This window comes from Paenibacillus sp. FSL P4-0176 (assembly GCF_037975265.1).
GTDB classification, from domain to species: domain Bacteria; phylum Bacillota; class Bacilli; order Paenibacillales; family Paenibacillaceae; genus Paenibacillus; species Paenibacillus amylolyticus.
This window is the reverse complement of record NZ_CP150242.1, coordinates 249,332-266,232: the sequence shown is the minus strand read 5'-3', so window position 1 is coordinate 266,232 and position 16,901 is coordinate 249,332. Positions and strand designations below refer to the sequence as shown.

Annotated in this window: 13 protein-coding genes; 3 read left to right on the top strand and 10 right to left on the bottom strand. The window is 48.4% G+C overall.

All coding sequences use genetic code 11. The features are described 5' to 3' along the window. Nucleotides 1–199 precede the first annotated feature (199 nt). Nucleotides 200–1,057: a hypothetical protein gene (locus MKY95_RS01240; protein ID WP_036616428.1), complete on the top strand. Its 858-nt coding sequence runs from the start codon at nt 200–202 to the stop codon at nt 1,055–1,057. 116 nt (nt 1,058–1,173) lie between these two features. On the opposite strand, the gene MKY95_RS01235 is transcribed toward MKY95_RS01240, so the two are convergent. The 3 genes from MKY95_RS01235 to MKY95_RS01225 all read right to left on the bottom strand — a co-directional run bounded on the left by MKY95_RS01235 (nt 1,174) and on the right by MKY95_RS01225 (nt 2,637). Next, nucleotides 1,174–1,602, bottom strand: coding sequence for a VOC family protein (locus tag MKY95_RS01235; protein ID WP_036616351.1), 429 nt, complete (start codon nt 1,600–1,602; stop codon nt 1,174–1,176). 167 nt (nt 1,603–1,769) lie between these two features. After that, a complete protein-coding gene (locus tag MKY95_RS01230) occupies nt 1,770–2,330 on the bottom strand; it encodes a hypothetical protein (RefSeq protein ID WP_051447424.1) in 561 nt (186 codons plus the stop codon). A gap of 79 nt (nt 2,331–2,409) precedes the next feature. Further along, a complete protein-coding gene (locus MKY95_RS01225) occupies nt 2,410–2,637 on the bottom strand; it encodes a hypothetical protein (RefSeq protein WP_017691180.1) in 228 nt (75 codons plus the stop codon). Nucleotides 2,638–2,814: 177 nt separating this feature from the next. Between MKY95_RS01225 and MKY95_RS01220 the strand changes: the two genes are divergently transcribed. Together MKY95_RS01220 and MKY95_RS01215 are read left to right on the top strand one after the other, a co-directional pair. Continuing rightward, nucleotides 2,815–3,690: a CPBP family glutamic-type intramembrane protease gene (locus tag MKY95_RS01220; RefSeq protein ID WP_051447423.1), complete on the top strand. Its 876-nt coding sequence runs from the start codon at nt 2,815–2,817 to the stop codon at nt 3,688–3,690. A gap of 16 nt (nt 3,691–3,706) precedes the next feature. Further along, entirely contained in the window at nt 3,707–4,468 is a 762-nt protein-coding gene (locus MKY95_RS01215; protein WP_036616348.1) for a MerR family transcriptional regulator, read from the top strand. Nucleotides 4,469–4,526: 58 nt separating this feature from the next. Here the strand turns inward: MKY95_RS01215 and MKY95_RS01210 are convergent, their stop codons facing one another. The 7 genes from MKY95_RS01210 to MKY95_RS01180 all read right to left on the bottom strand — a co-directional run bounded on the left by MKY95_RS01210 (nt 4,527) and on the right by MKY95_RS01180 (nt 16,897). Beyond that, nucleotides 4,527–5,399 carry a sugar phosphate isomerase/epimerase gene (locus MKY95_RS01210; protein ID WP_036616345.1) on the bottom strand — a complete coding sequence of 291 codons (873 nt, stop codon included), beginning with the start codon at nt 5,397–5,399 and terminating at the stop codon, nt 4,527–4,529. Nucleotides 5,400–5,411: 12 nt separating this feature from the next. Continuing rightward, a complete protein-coding gene (locus MKY95_RS01205) occupies nt 5,412–6,287 on the bottom strand; it encodes a sugar phosphate isomerase/epimerase family protein (RefSeq protein WP_036616343.1) in 876 nt (291 codons plus the stop codon). Nucleotides 6,288–6,325: 38 nt separating this feature from the next. Beyond that, entirely contained in the window at nt 6,326–9,472 is a 3,147-nt protein-coding gene (locus MKY95_RS01200) for an alpha-mannosidase (RefSeq protein WP_036616341.1), read from the bottom strand. Further along, nucleotides 9,469–11,781 (bottom strand): glycoside hydrolase family 3 N-terminal domain-containing protein, encoded by a 2,313-nt coding sequence (locus MKY95_RS01195; protein WP_036616339.1) that lies wholly within the window; start codon nt 11,779–11,781, stop codon nt 9,469–9,471. The genes MKY95_RS01200 and MKY95_RS01195 overlap by 4 nt, the downstream gene beginning before the upstream one ends. Nucleotides 11,782–11,826: 45 nt before the next feature. Continuing rightward, nucleotides 11,827–14,046, bottom strand: coding sequence for a helix-turn-helix domain-containing protein (locus MKY95_RS01190; RefSeq protein WP_036616337.1), 2,220 nt, complete (start codon nt 14,044–14,046; stop codon nt 11,827–11,829). A gap of 175 nt (nt 14,047–14,221) precedes the next feature. After that, nucleotides 14,222–15,859, bottom strand: coding sequence for an ABC transporter substrate-binding protein (locus tag MKY95_RS01185; RefSeq protein WP_051447422.1), 1,638 nt, complete (start codon nt 15,857–15,859; stop codon nt 14,222–14,224). 129 nt (nt 15,860–15,988) lie between these two features. Next, a complete protein-coding gene (locus MKY95_RS01180; protein WP_017691189.1) occupies nt 15,989–16,897 on the bottom strand; it encodes a carbohydrate ABC transporter permease in 909 nt (302 codons plus the stop codon). Nucleotides 16,898–16,901 lie beyond the last annotated feature (4 nt).

The following is a 16,901-nucleotide window of genomic DNA, read 5'->3' as shown; positions in this document are numbered from 1 at the left end:
CAACATATATAGTAACAACTTCCCACCATATATTCTGATCAAATTATAGCATAGGCCTCTGTGAGCAGGCTTTGATAATCTTCATCTTCGAGTACAGATTTCAGCGTTTCGATTTATGCAAAATGCTCATTTGTGATACACTGGTTGTAATTTGGAAACGATGAACATGAAGAATGGATTGGAAGGGCGGAAATTCCATATGACATACGCATTTATGATTGAACCGCAGGATTTTATTGCGCTGGATAACGAAGATGAACTGATTGAGAAATGTCAGGAGTGGGGCCTGCTTTCCGGTAAAGCGACCAAACTCAAAACGTTCTATTATAAAGGAAACGGATTAAACATGCCGTGCACCATCATTGGATATGTCGATCACATGGCAGCCGTTATTCAACTGGATAATGGTCAAAAGCATTGTATTCACCCGTCTTATCTGAAGGAAATGCAAGCGTCCAGTTACAGTGCCAGAAGCATAAGTAATGCCGGGTCAGATCGCAGCACAGAATCGACAACTTCGGATACAGTCGTACCAGTTACCCCTGCTGAACTTACGCAAACTCCAGATGCCTTGGTTAACCTGGATGAAATTCCGCCGGATCTGGATGATTCGGACGACACGGACACAGATGAATTCTCCTCGGGGATGAAGGGTGATCCGGATGGGCTTGTAGAAGAGTATGTTGGACCTCAGTCTGGAGCAACCAGTGAAGCCAAACCCAAAGCCAAAACAGCAAGCAAAGCTAAGAGCGTCAAGATTGATCTGCCCGAAGGCAAAGTGAAGATGAGTGCCGTTGTCAAAGAATTCACCACCGTACCGAATCATTTCTCTGACAATGATGATGAAGTCATCATCTACGAAGCAGTTACCATAACGGAGCCAGACGTCATCGATGTTGGGGAAGCCTGGTCCAGCCACAGTGCTACGGTTAAGAAACAGGAACTGGAAGTGGGAGATGTTATCACGTTTGAAGCGAAAATTATCAAGAAGAAGCTGACACGTAACCCGGTTCCCTATAAAATCAACAATCCTTCCAAGATTCAGAAGGAAGACTAATCAAGGAAGATTAATCACGAGTCATTACAAAAAAAAGCAAAAAACCTCCACAACTGCTCAAAGCAGACCGCGGAGGTTTTTGCCATTTGAAGTTTATATTAGTGAAGAGTACACTCTTAAGCTTGTCCCGGCGTAGCACTGATCTGAAACTGTACGCCAAACTTATCGACAACCGAACCGTAGGCTGGACTCCAGAACGTTTCTTGTATCGGCATTTTCACTTCGCCACCGTCTTGCAACTGGTTGAAAATCGCTTTGGCTTCATCCGTCGTATCCGTGTTCACAGTAACCGTAACATGATTACCTACAGTGTACGGCATACCTGGAAACGTATCAGACAACATTAATACTGAGCTACCAATCTGCAAAGAAGCATGCATAATACGGTCTTTCGCTTCTGGCGGGATGGGGTGATTCGGGTCAGATGGACCGTCGCCAAATGTTTGAAGCGCGAGCACTTCGGCTCCAAATGCCTTTTGATAAAAATCTACCGCTTCACGTCCATTACCGTCTGTAACCAGATACACATTCAAGCTGATCGACATGCGTTCTTCATCTCCTTGGGCTCTTGTAATTATACGATTCACGCCACTTGCGACATGAGTATATATGAACAGGTTGTCCTTTGACAAGCGTATATTTCTGCACTCATCACTGCGGACCTTTACACGATTAGGGTTACCAACATATTCTTAATCCATCCCTCGCTCCACTACTTCTTACGCTTGCGTATATAATAGAGAGCAGTGATCAGAACACCCGGAACCAGTGCTGCAAAACTGGCATAGATCAGACACCATTTCAACAGGGTAAATAGCGGAGTGAGTTCAGCAAGCACAGACGTACGTTCAGGATAACGATACATGATCAGGGATGCACCTATATTTTCAAGCATGTCCATAACCCAACCTAAGATCGGAATCAGATTCACCCAACGCCAGCGACTCTTTACCGGAAGCACACGATAGAGTATCGATAACAGAACAACTAAGAGGGACAGATAGGCCAAAGGCCATATGAGATCAAATGTGAACCGTGCCTGAATATAGGCGCTTCGCCCTGCTTCTCCATACTGCTCAGCCATCTGATAAAGATCATCCGCCGTGTACAGAAACGATGAATCCGGGGACTGTCCACCACCTGTGGCTTCCTCCGACTTTGCCGCCTGCGAGGGCAGAATGAATGCAATAAAACAGGCAAAAACAACAACCGCAGCTGCAAACCATTTCCAATTCACCCGCTGATAGAACCAATTTGACACTTTATTCAGCACGTTCCGTCCCCTTTCAGATAAAAAAAAGACCACTCTCCCGAATCCTATCGGTAAAATGGTTGTGTTCAATCCTATGAAGTTATCGAGCTTGAACGATGTTATCTATTTCACTTTTCAATAAGAGGTATCGGTGAACACTTCTCATGATCGGGACCTTCGTTAGTTTGTTCTTGTCCACGTACAGTTTCATCTGGTCTTTGGTCAAACCAAGCAAACTTCCAGCTTCCGATACCGTCAATACTACCTCTGGGTTCGTAGCATTAAACGTCCTCTTTACTTTCTGATTCCAGTCCTCGAATACCTGCATAGATCAGTGACATCTCCTATCCATAGCCAGTTATTATCAGGCTGAATATATCCAGTATACCACACTTGTGCTGCTCGTAACTTAATCCTTGCGCAGAACCATATTCTGATAGGCATATTTCCTGCTTGACCCTGACGTTAACTCGAGGGTTTATACTGGCTTCAGGAGGGGATTAGCATGAGTATGTCACCTGAACATGTAACCAAGAAACGACGCAGCAGTGGAATATCCATTATTGGAATGAGTTGGTTGACGATGACATTGGGTCTGTTTTTTGCTACACTCGCAGGGGAGTTTGTCAGCACTATTGGTGTTGCTGAATGGATGGTTCATCTCATCCAGGCTGTTGTCATTATTAGTATCGTCTTGCCCGTACTATTCGTCATTCGAAGACACTTCCATATGAAGTCCATTCTTCTTCCTCTGACAGGAAAAAGCATAATTCACTTGCTCTTTGGCGCATTATTTGCCACTTCTCTGGCCTTCATCGGGTTAGCGATAGCTAGTATGAACAACTGGATTACGATTACGGAGTGGCACTTCTCAGCCGAGTTCTTGCTTGCTGTTGCACTTAATAGTTGTATTGCTTTCTTGTATGAAGCTTTGCCAGAGGAACTATCCATGCGAGGCATGGTCTATGATGGATTACGCTCCAGACTGCGACTTCCTGTGTTTTTCGCTTATGTAACTCAAATCATACTCTTTCTGCTGGTTCCGATGAGTGTCAGCCTATTGCAAGAGCTCGTCGGTATGGATGCCGGAAACCGGATAACCTTGGATTATATGATCCTACTCTTGACCTATGGAATTACGTTACAGCTTCTGCGCAGTTTGACCGGTTCTCTATGGGCCTCCATCGGATTTCATATCGCTTACCTGGAAGTAGCCAGATTCGTTGTTATGCCAGGTGATAGACCGGCATTGTTAAGCTATACCGCGCAAGATAACGGGTTGGCCGAAATATTTATTTTGTATATGATGATAATCTTCGTCGGTGGGATCATTCTGGCGGTGCTCAATGCATGGCGCTGGTGGAGAATACATAAATCATGAGGGAGGGATCTGCCTGTTGTATACCGTTGGACAACTATCCAAACATACCGGAGTATCCATCCGAACACTGCATTATTATGAGAAGCTGGGTTTACTGCGACCGGCCCGTAATGAGAACAATCAGTATCGCTTATATGGTGAAAAGGATATTTTACGACTTCAGCAGATTACCATTCTGAAGAAAATGCATTTTAAATTGAATGAGATTGGAGAATTCCTTGATCAGGATGCTACTCGCTCTGAACCAGAGAGTAATCTCACTTTATGGAATAATACGTTGGAACAACAACTGGCCGTCGTTAAGGAACAGCAGGAGAGATTAAGCAAGGTCGAGCATCTTCTTTTTTCAACTATATATGCCATCAGAGCCTCCGGTAAAATCAGTCTGGATGAGATGCTGGGTTTCATCCGTGAACTGGATCAACCTCCGGGCAAGTTCCGTCAAGATGTTTTTACACCTGAAGAAATGGAATCGTTACCTCTGAATAATCAGAACAATTCAATATCCATGGAATGGGCTGATATTCTTAAAGATGTTCATACATGCAAGATGGAACCTCCGGATTCCGAAGCCTCACGGTTACTGGCCATCCGAATCTCTGATTATGCTGAAAGGGCTTTTCAAGGGAATGCAGAATTGGCAGAAAAATATTGGGATTATATCACCCCAGGGGATGATCGGTCAGCTCGTGTATATGGTATGACAACGGAAACCATGCGTTACATCGAAATGATCCTGGACCGATGGACAGTCCAGAATCCTAATGATCAAAAATAAGAGCCACTTCGAAAAGTGGCCCTTGATCCATTCCCTTATTATGTTTCATCATGCTTCGTTACGCCTCTTCCCAGAAGCGGCGCAGGTTGTCCATGGCGATTTTGGATGCGGATTTGCATTCCTCCATGCCTTCGAACTCCACCGTAATGTTTCCATCATAGCCGGAGTCTTTGATCAGCTTTACAATTTTACGAATTGGAATGTCACCTTGTCCAACGATGGCCCCACGCAGGAAGTTACCGTTGGCCGTCGTAAACCATTCACCCTCACCTGGATGCTCATCATAAGGACGGAAGTAAAAATCTTTGAAGTGGACCAGAGAAGCGTACGGCAGATTTTTCATGACACCAATGATCGGATTCTCATCCACACACATGAAGTTTCCAATATCGAGTGTTGTTTTGAAGTTCGGACGATCCACAGCATGCAGTACACGCTGCACCCGGTCACTCGCCTGCACACTGAAGCCGTGATTCTCAATGGTTGTCGTGATGTCAAACTGCGCGGCGTAGTCCGCAATGATCTGGCTTCCCCGCACCATCAGCGGCAGATTTTGCTCAAACCAGGTGATGGTCATCTTCTCCTTTGGCAGGGTAAACGCCGTGACGTCATGACGCAGATGTTTTACACCCATCCGGTGTACGACATCCACATGTCTTTTGACCCGAGCCATCTCCTCTTCAAACGCCTCTTCCGTCTCCTGCACGAAGTTCGCTGGCATTGAGTAGTTGGACAGTTCAATACCCGCAGACGCTGCCCGTTCCCGAATCGCATCCGCCAGATCGTGATTATCCTCCACGGTATAACCGTAAGGTACCATCTCCATATGCTCGCCGCCGTTCGCCGCAATCCAGTCGATCACATCCAGCACCGTCATCTCACCCGAATTCAAATCGTTCAACAAACTATACGTGCTCAGGCCCACTTTCATCTGCTCAGCTCCCTATCGATATTGTTGGATAAATTGAACCGCTTTGCGAATGTCCTGCTCCGGTTGATGGCCTACTTCACGTTCAATCGTCAGATAACCGGTGTAACCAATCTCCTGAAGCGCTGCAAAGTATCCATCAAAATCAACGCCACCCTCACCCAGAGGAACCTCGCGGAAGAAGGTTCCGGAAGAGACCATCTCGGCAATCTTATCGTGATCCATAGGGGCATAACCGACTGCTCCGTATACGTCTCGTGGGTCAACTTCCTTCAGCCGCACACCATCCTTCACATGGGTATGTACGATGTAATCCTTGAGCAGATGAACACCCCGCGCCGGATCATCTCCGGTCACCATCACCATATTCGCCGGGTCAAAATTCACCGATACTCCGTTGGTCGATAACGTATCCAGGAATCCTTTCAAGTCAGCAGCCGTTTCCGGTCCTGTCTCAATGGCAAAGTATGCGCCAACGCTTTTGGCGTATTGGCCCAACTCCTCACAAGCAGCATGCAGCGCAGCGTAGACTTCCGATGAAGGGTCGTGTGGAACAATACCGATATGTGTTGTGACGATGTTGGTGCCCAGATCCAAAGCGAGATCCACGATCCGCTTCGACTTCTCCACTTTCCACGGATTATCTTCCTTGACCTGAAACCCATGTCCACCCAGATCGCCAACCAGTGCTGAAATTTCAAGACCCAGAGAATCGATGTAACCCTTTAACTCTTTGCGCGCCGCAGGTGACAAGTTTTCAGGGTCCATCTCTCCCTTGACGGCGTAGATCTGCACACCTTCTGCACCTACGTCTTTGGCTTTGTTCAACCCTTCCCGTACACCTACGCCAAAGCTATCCACGATGACACCGATCTTATTCGTTAATTTCATGTCATACCTCCTGTGATTGAGTGAGTAACTCTACGTTCTCATGTAAATGTAAGGTTCGACTCATTACTGATATCAACAAGTTTCACCGACTTGATCTCATACGGTTTGAATGTCAGTTCAATTGTGCCGTTTGAACAAGCCAACGGATGGATCTCATCCTCCAGAAGATTAATGATGGACGCTTTGATTTCCTTTTCAGCCCACTGAACCTGCACCGTTTCCCGACCTCCTGATGATTCGTAGAAACGCAGCACCGTTCCCGAGCCGTCTTCCGCGGGCTTGATTGCGTCCAGAATGACATGCTCACTGTTGAACTGAACCCAAACGTGTTCAGCTGGCAAGTGACCCGAAGACTGACTCGCTGCCACAACCTCCACCGGATGATTAAGCTCCATCGCCCGGCGAACGACGGCGGCTTGTCGCCAATCGCCCTGATGGGGCAGGATAGAATACGTGAATTCATGATCGCCCTGATCGGCATGTTCATCCGGCCATTTCGGGGCACGAAGCAGGGACAGGCGGATCGTCCGATCCTTGATGTCATACCCGTACTTGCAATCATTCAGCAAACTCACACCGCTGTTGCCCTCCGAGATATCCGCCCAACGATGTCCACAGACCTCGAACTGCGCCTGCTCCCAACTGGTGTTGTTATGAGTTGGACGCTCCAACGCTCCAAACGGAATTTCATAAGCCGCTTTGGCTGCCACCAGGTCCACCGGAAATGCCACCTTGAGCAGTTTATGGCTCTCATTCCAGTTCACTTTTGTACGGAAATCAACACGCCGCTGGTAACGATGCAAAATGATATCCTGACTGATCTCCGATTGATTCAACTTCCAGACAAAGCGTAGTACATCTCGCGTAGCCCCGCGCTGTACAATCTCTCTGGAGATCAACTGCACCGCACCAGCTCGCTGGGATTCAAATCGTGGATCGATATCCCATGCATCCCAGTACGTCGGTTTGTCGTGGAAAAACTGCCACTCATTCGCCCGATCACCAGGCTTCAGCCAGTCACGTCCTACCGTTTTGTCATACCATCGAGTGATCTCTCCCAAGTTATTAAACTCAAGCGTGTAAAATTCAGTTTCCCACGTGGAAGGGAAGGATTTTTCTTCCCTTACTGGAAGGATAACATCCGATGCTTCGCGCAGCCATATGGTTGTATACCCAAAAGCAGGAATCGACGGAACATGCACGAGCAACGTATACTTGTCTTCCTTTTGTTCAAGATCACAGGCCAGACGGTCTCCTTGACGATCAAATGCTGCCATCCTGGCGAGGTGGGCATCCCCTGTAATGGTGATATTTTCTCCACGTTCCCAGCCAAGGCTGTTGAATATAATGTAGGGAAGACCATCAACTTCATCTGTAGCAATGTTCTCCGCAAGGGTATCCAGCGTTTCCCGCAGTGCGGATGTACCCAGTGCAAATACCTTCGTGTACTCCTCGGTGGACGTTACGTAAACTTCTGGAATCGACGTTCCCGGAATAATGTCATGGAATTGGTTGAGCATAATCAACTTCCAGCCTTCATCCAGATCATTCTTCGTGTGCGCGCCGTAAGCCCCGGCAAATTGCCCCCAGATTTCCGCTTCCCGATATAATACCTCTGCCTTACGGTTGCTACGTTTGTTCCTCGCATGAGTTGTATACGTTCCGCGATGCAGTTCCAGATACAAGTCCCCGTGCCATTTCGGCAACGTCGGATTATTTAATGATATGTCTTCAAAAAAAGCCCCTGCTGTGCTGAATTTACTGATTGGCTGCCCCACCATCAAGTGGGATCGCTCCGCAAACTCCACCATCTCATTCGTCACGCCGCCACCACCATCGCCATGTCCGTAAAGCAACATTTGCTCAGGGTGAACATCCTTTTGTTTAAATGATTGCCAATGTTCATCCACATCTTTGGGACGCGTATGCTCATTCACCCCATGGTTCAGATACGCAAGCACCGAAGTACCATCAATGCCCACCCAGTCGAAGAGGTCATACGGAAACGCATTGGTATCATTCCAATTCAGCTTGGTGGTCATAAAATAAGGAATATCCGCAAGCTTCAGCATCTGCGGCAAAGAAGCACAGTAGCCGAAGGTATCCGGTAGCCACTCGATGTTGGAGCGCTTGCCAAATTCCGCCTGGTAGAAGTTCTGTCCATACAGAATCTGCCGAACCAACGATTCTCCACTCGGAATATTCAGATCCGGCTCCACCCACATGCCTCCAACCAATTCCCAGCGTCCTTCGGCAATGCGGGCTTTAACACGCTTGTACAGCTCCGGGTAATTATCCTTCACGAAGGCATACAACTGCGGCTGGCTCTGGGAATACACAAAATCCGGGTACGTGTCCATCAACGTACACATGGTCGAGAACGTGCGACTGGACTTGCGAACCGTCTCACGTACAGGCCACAGCCAGGCAATATCAATGTGGGATTGTCCAACCAGATGCATGAAGCCACTTCGATACTCCTCCGGATCTTCCTGCTGTACCGACTGTACTAATCCATGTTCGAAGTTCTGTATCCAGGCTGTATCACTCCAGCGATTCGGGTCATTGTACATGTCATCCATCACCTGATGAATGGCTTGAACAAGTGCCATCCGCTTGGGTTCCTTCTCGTTATATGCCCGGAGCGACTCGGTGAGTACCGTAACGCTGTACATCAGGCTCTGCAATGGCTGATTAACATAAACCAGTGCTGCCCGAATGCCCTGAATAGGCGGCTGAATAACGGCTTGTCGGTTGAGTGGATCCTGCGGCTCCGGAATCGGATCGTAGAGTTCAATCTCCAACTGCGGCGTATCCCCTACCCGACTTCTTGGCAAGGGTACGAACCCGTGATTCCGGTCCAGTCCGTGATACGGCATGCCATTCACCTTCAGCAGCCCTTCTCCTCCAGCCTCGAAGATCAGCCCAACAGCTTGATCTTGCCATTCCGCCGGAATCTCCACACGATTACTCAGAAAATACGTCGTGCCGTGTACGCTTTTCAGCGGATTCAAGCTTTGCATGGCCTTGTCTGCCTGCTCATCTTTATTTACTTCTGCCTGTTCGTACTCGTATTCCCCTGGCCGAATGTATCTGGCCCTCTGCATCTCCCACGCTGGAAGCTCGATCGTATCCAGCCATTGTCGCTGTTTTAGATCTTCGATGAATCGCTGAATTCGAATCATACCTGCACCTCCACCTTCTGGATGTGCAGACTGCAGGCGGTCCAATCCATAGAATTGCGGCCAACCATGAGCCTGAATTCACCCGGTTCTACGACAGACTGGAGACGAGAGTCGATCAGTGCGAGATGTTCTTTTTGCACAGGGAATGTAACGGTCTGAGTCTGTCCTGGCTCCAGATGGATTTTACGAAAACCCTTAAGTGACATTTCAGCCCGCGTAACCGAAGCCGACACATCCGTGATGTACAACTGCACAACCTCGCTTCCCGATACCGCTCCGGTATTCGTGACTTCAACCATCACCTGTGCTTCATCATCCGGGCCGATCACATCCGGTATAACTCTTACATTCTCGTATTTGAATTCGGTGTAGCTCAGTCCATATCCAAACGGATACTGCGGCGCCAGATCCATCTCCAGATACCGCTTGCCACGAGTGCGTTTGGCATGATAATAGACCGGAAGTTGCCCAACATGCTTGGGAATGGAGACGGTAAGACGACCCGATGGATTCACATCGCCAAACAGAATATCCGCAATCGCGTTACCACCTTCCTGTCCGGGGTACCACGCTTCCACAATGGCATGGACATGCTCATCAATCCAAGGTTCAGCAATGGGGCGGCCGTTAATATACATCACGATAACGGGTTTCCCGAGCTTATGTACTTCCTGCACCAGCTCCAATTGAACACCCATGAGATTCAGGGAAGCCCGGTCAATGCCCTCGCCACACTCCATGTCGTTCCATGGATCATCGGTCACCACTGAAGCACCTGTCCGCAAGTCTATGGTACCTTCACCAAAATCGCGGGCGCTGGACCCGCCCATCACCATCACGATGGCATCTGCCTGTTCCGCACAAGCCAGCGCTTGCGCAAAGCCCTCTCTGGAGTCGCCTTTAATCCGGCAGCCAGGCGCGTACAGCACCTGACCCGAATCCGCGCCAAGCTTGCGCGTAATGCCATCCAGTACGGTGACGATCTGCTCTCTCGGTTGTGGCGAGGTATAGTCCCCAAGTTGGTTATAGATATGGTTTGCGTTCGGACCAATGACGGCCAGCTTCGTGCCTGTTTTGGCAAGCGGAAGAGTATTTCCCTCATTTTTCAGTAAAACAATCCCCTCTTGTGCAACTTCCCTCGCCAGCTGTGTATGGTCTTCACATCCGATGACCTGTTCTGCAAAGTCAGGATCTACGAAAGGTTGTTCAAACAGACCAAGTCTGAATTTCATCTCTAGCACTCGCCACACAGCCAAGTCCAGATCCTTCTCTTCGATCATTCCCTGCTCAAGCGCCTGACCAAGATGTTTGCGGTACATGTACCCGGACATCTCCATGTCTACACCTGCCTGAAGGGACTGTGCCACGGCCTGCTCCCCGTTCTCGGCGGTGTTATGTCCATGAACCAGCATCTGAATGGCACCAAAATCAGTAATCACAAACCCATCAAAACCCCACTGCTCGCGCAGAAGGTCATTCAGCAGATACGTACTGGACGTGCAAGGTACGCCATCAATTTCGTTATATGCGGTCATCACGGAGCAAGCTCCGGCTTCCACTGCCTTTTTGAACGGCAACAGATCTATTTCATGTAATTCACGTAAGCCCATATGAACTGGAGCAGCATTGCGCCCACCCTCCGAGCTGCCATAAGCCGCAAAATGCTTGAGTGTCGCGACAATTGTCTGGTTGGAATCAAGGCGGTCACCCTGTAGTCCCTTCATGGCTTCTACTGCGAATTCACCGATTAGGTATGGATCTTCGGCAAAACATTCCTCCGTCCGTCCCCACCTCGGGTCACGTACGACATCCAGCACCGGGGAATACGTTGCCGCTCCACCCTGGCTCCGGGTCTCCACAGCGATGGCTTCACACATCTTGCGGTACAACTCCATATTCCACGTGCTGCCCACTGTTAACGGTACCGGAAAAACTGTTGCCCCGATCGCCATATGCCCGTGGGAACACTCTTCCCCAAACAAAATGGGTATGCCCAGCCGGGAATGCTCCATGGCATACTGCTGAATGACATTTGTGGCAACGGCCCCCTGCCGTGGGGTAAGCCCCGTTTCCAGCGTCACTTCGGTCCATGGATCGGCCCGAAGCACACCGTACAGAGAACCGACACCACCCTGTTCCATGTACGCTTTGAACTCTTCCGTCACCTGTACTGTACCATCAGCTGCTTTATCATACGTCTTCCATCCCATCGGCTGAATGAGTTGTCCAATCTTCTCTGCCGTTGTCATCCGTCCGATCAGATCCTGAACCCGCTCCTGAATGGGAAGCGAAGCATCTTTATAGTCCATATGCACATTCTCCTTATGCGTTCGGAATTAGTTAGGCGCGTGCACTCACATGGCTTTGCGGTAGTCACTTGGTGCCACACCCACCACGTTTTTGAAAGCCCGGTTGAAGGAATTATAGTTCGTGTAACCCACTTCCTCACTGATCTCCTGAATAGCCTTATCCGTCTCCTGCATGAGCAGCTTAGCTTTTTCGATGCGATGACTAATGAGCAGATCCACAAACTTCTCTCCAATCTCATCCTTGAAAAGCTTGCTCAGATACTTCGGATTAATATCGAATAGATCACTAAGGTAGTTCAGCGACAGATCAGGATTGTTGTAATGCTCTTCGATGTATTTGCGAATCTCCAGAATATGTGATCTGTGTTTTCGGGAACAATGCAGCGTCTGCATCTGCAACGCCAGTTCTCTGAACCCTTCCCAGCACAGCTCACGCAGATCGTCTAACGTCTCCCAGCCCTCAAGCCTTGGAAGAAGCGGGGTGAATATAGCAGCCCATGACTCCTGATACTCCCGTGGAAGTTCGGCGAATTCCCGATTGTAATGTTGAAATAACAATTGGATTGTATTCATAATTTCCTGACGGGACAGAACGGACTCACTGATTTGTTCAAACAGTCTCTCAAAATGCTTTTCCCAAACATCGTCCGACAAGCGCATCGCCTGTACCAGCAGGGAGATGGTCTTCAGGAACTCATACACATCATTGGTCGAATTCGGCACATCACTACACGGAATGATGCGATTTATGCCCAGTACAGCCTTGTACTCCAGCGCGTGCACGGCTTCTTTCAATGAAGCTCTCAACCCCCGAATATCAACAGCAACCCGACCAACACCAATGGTCACGGTGAAGTTCAGATACTGATCGATTCTGTCCAGATAACCAGCAAGCAATCGATGTTCAGTCTCCTCAGCTTGTTCCATTTCCGGAATCCAGAGGATGGCGTACAGACGCTGATCGGAGATCCATTCAGCCCATACTTCCGTCCCTTCATGGCGTGCACTCTCTTGCAGAATACTGGATAACACAAATTTCAGGAGGGATTGGTCCTGATGATGATACTCCGTCACAAATGTATCATACCGATCCATTTCAATTACCATGACGGCCCAACGATGCTCCAGCTCAGGCAGTTTGAACTTCTTCATCTCCGCTGTCAGCTCCGTGCTCGTAAAGTCTCGTGTGCCCTCCAGCAACTCCTGAAAGAACATTTTTTTCTGCAAAATCAGATTCTCTTCGTGCTCCTCCTGATATTGTCTCGTCTGATCAATCATGCGTTCCAGCGTTGTATGGATGAATCGAAACTCATTCTCCTTGCCATAGCCCAGCCCCGATTGCTTCTGCGAAGAGACGGTCTGAATTAACGTGACAATCTGCTGAATCGGCTTGTAATTTCTACGGGTCACGTAGATCACCCACACCACCCCGATCAACACAACCACTACCGCAAAGGCAAACCAGATATTATAAAATTGCAGCGTCCATTTGACGATTTTTCCATTGTTGAGACCTGTCTGCACCTTCCAACCGCTATAACTCGACGTGAATTCGGAGAAGACTTCTCCCGACGTGGTTTTAGTAGAAGCTGCACCCCCTCCTGGCATGCTGCTATCCCACAGATTGCCGCCCGAACGGTTGAAGATGTTCACAAACGTAAATTCCGGATCATACATCTGCATGATGGATTTTCTCAGGGTACTCAGGTCCACGTTTGTGACCACAAGTCCTTTGCCGTTTCCTACACTGCGCACAATCGTAATCACTTGCTCAGTCGCTTGCGATGGAAAAGCCCGGAACGCTCGTGCCCCTGCCCACTTCTGTTCATCCCTTGACCGGCTATCTGCAATAAAGTCTGCATCCGGGAACTCTTCAATCGGAACAGCCTTCCCGTTACTGAAGACCGTGCCATCCCCGTATCGAACGAGATAAATCGAATCAATCAGCGGATACTCTATTTTCAATTCATCAACCACCTGGACCGCCTGAATGCCGGCATACACATCATCGCTGCCAGATACCGAGAAATAATTCTTCAAGTTAGGGTTGGTCAAAATCTCACGCAGTACCTTGAAGTCGATGGAACGCAGGGAGTTGTCCAGATATTGCGTGACCTGAGAGGCCAGAAATTCATTGGCCTTAAGCGCTTCTCTACGGTTCTGTTCATTGAATACTTGAAAGAAAATAAAGAATAGAATGGTCGTCACAATAAAGAAAACAGGCAGATACGATAACAGCAAACGTCTAAACCAATTGTTGTTCATCTCCGAGATCCCCCCACCATTACTGTTCATGCTGAATGACGACAAACATCTGTGCTGATCGCTAATTTTCCATAAATATTCAGTACATTATATCGGATGACGTGGGGTTGTCATAGGAGAAGACCGTCCCGGTCACGGGTGACAGACGGGACAGCCTCTATATTGAATCCTTCAATTATTGATTCTTCTCAATGGCACGCTGGTAGATCTCAAGGTAATTACTCAGTCCGAGACCATCAAAGCCTTTGACATACGAATCCCATTCCTTATCAATGCTCTTGCTGCCAATAATGAACTGTGCCATATTCGTCTGTACATAATCCTTGATGGCCGTAGTCAGTTGTGCGGCTGATTCCGTATCCTCTGGACGAATAAATACGTTCGCAGGGTATACTTCTTTGGGTGCATAAGGTTCATACACATTGGTAGCTTGAGCCAGACGTGTACCATAACCCTCTGCTTCTAAAGGATTCTGTCCTTCCGCAAACAGATTACGGAACGTGTTGGACAAGTCATGTGCTCCGATCTGTGACCAACTCTCGTTCACAACAACGTTTGGATCACGCTCAGGCAGGTTGTAGTAGCTGTATTTGGCCGGCTCGCCATTGATGTTTTTCTCATCGGCATCTGCCTTCTTCCAGCCCTTGCCTTCAGTTGGTCCATACTCCGCGTACAGCGCACCTTCTTCACTGAACATGTAGTCTACGATCTTGATGGCGGCAATCTGCTGTGCTTCTGTCGCTTTGTTCGTGATGGCAAACTCAAACTCACCTACGCTCTGCGTGGCGCCTGTCGTCTGCACTCCATCTGGTCCTTTCAATGGAGGAACGATCTCCCAGTGCTGGTGACGGGTGATATCTTTGTCATAAGTATTCACGAGATAACTGACCAGCGCCGTTGTAATGGAACCGACCACTTCATCGCCTTCCTTGTTCCCCAGCTGTCCAATCGCCTGATCATTCTGTGTAAAGGAAGCCGGATCAATCAGGCCATCTGCATAGAGCTTGTTCATGTACTCCAGCCCTTTCTTCCAGCCTTCCTGATTGGCGGCAAAACTCACCTTGCCATCGTTCACGATCAGATATTTGTCGTTGTCATTGTATATAAAGCTATTCATCAGGTAGGCATCAATGTTGCCATTCCATACATACTTGTTCGGTGCGCCTGTAAGTGGAATCTCGTCCGCTTTCCCGTTACCGTTTGGATCTTGTGTCTTAAACGCCTTCAGAACGGTATACAGTTCATCAGTTGTGGTTGGCATTTTCAGAGCCAGATTATCGAGCCATTCCGTGTTGATCCAGTATTTCTGTGCATACGTACAGTGGTAACATTCATTGAAGATAGGCAGCGCATAGATGTTGCCGTCCGGTGCCGTAATGGCTTCTTTGAAGTATGGTTTCTCTTCCATAATCTTGGTCAGATTCGGACCATACTTCTGAATCAGATCTTGTAGCGGAAGGAACACGCCCTGTTTTCCATAGGTTTGAAGGTCTGAGGTGGTGAACTTGCCGTGAAGAAATACTTCCGGATAATCACCACTAGCCAGCAGCAATTGTCTGCGATCCTGCAAAGCGTCCGTTGGGGCCAGATCCCATTTTAGGGTAACGTCGAACTTGTCTTCGATAAATTGGGTAAATTCATTCTCTTCCATGGACGCTTTGCCTTGCGGAGCAAAGAGGGTCATGGTTACAGGACCGCCGCTCTCCCCGCTACCGTCGCTACTTCCACCCGATTCCTCGGATGAACTGCATGCGGACAACAAAGCCATCGAAGCAAAGACCAGAAACAACATCGAAATCCAAGATTTTCTCAATCTGACTCCTCCTTTTTGTTCATAACGGCAAATTATTGACTTGTACTGCACGTGTATAAAATCGACCCCGGAAGCCGGCGTGTTCCTTCCACCTCCTTTCAAGAGGCAACCGGGCTTAACTCACAAGGATTAACCTTTCAGGGAACCAACCATGACCCCTTTAACAAAATGTTTCTGTACAAATGGATACATGATCAGAATTGGAATGCTCGCGACAACAATCAGTGCATATTTCAACACCTGCTCGAACCCTTGGTCCCGCATCTGTTGGCTGGTATTGGCGAGCATCGCCGGATCAGCCGCGTTCAGGATAAGCAGATTGCGAAGCACGTATTGTAGAGGGAACAATTTCTCGGAACGCAGGTAGATCAATGCATCAAAGTACGCATTCCAGTGACCTACGGCATACATGAGTGTCATGACTGCCAGAATGGGCTTTGATAAGGGAAGAACTACGCTGATCAGATACCGGATATCCCGGCAACCATCCATTTCCGCGGCCTCCCCGAGTTCTTCCGGAATGGAAGATTGGAAGAAAGTTCTTGCCACGATTACCTGGAATACTGCGAGCGCCCCGGGCAGCCACATCGCCCAACGTGTATCGAGCAGGTGCAAATCCTTCATCAAGAGGTAGGTGGGAATCAGACCGCCATCAAAGAACATCGTGATCATCATGAAAATAATGATGGCCCCTCGTCCATAGAACGATTTTCGTGACAAAGGATACGCCAGCATGACGGTCAGCACCACGTTAATGAACGTGCCCACCACGGTGTAAATGATCGTGTTATAGAAACCGAGCATAAGCTGTTGGCTTTTGAAAATGGAGATGTACGCCTTGATGTTAAAGTCTACCGGGAACAGCCACACCTGACCGGATGTCACGGCTCGTGAAGAGCTGAACGAAGAACTGATGATATACAAAAGCGGATAAAACACTGTTAGCAGTATGGCGAACAGAAAGATATAGTTGAATGTCATGAAAATGCGGTCACCGAGCGGGTCCTTGATCCGGTTACGATTAATCAGGTTGAACATGGAT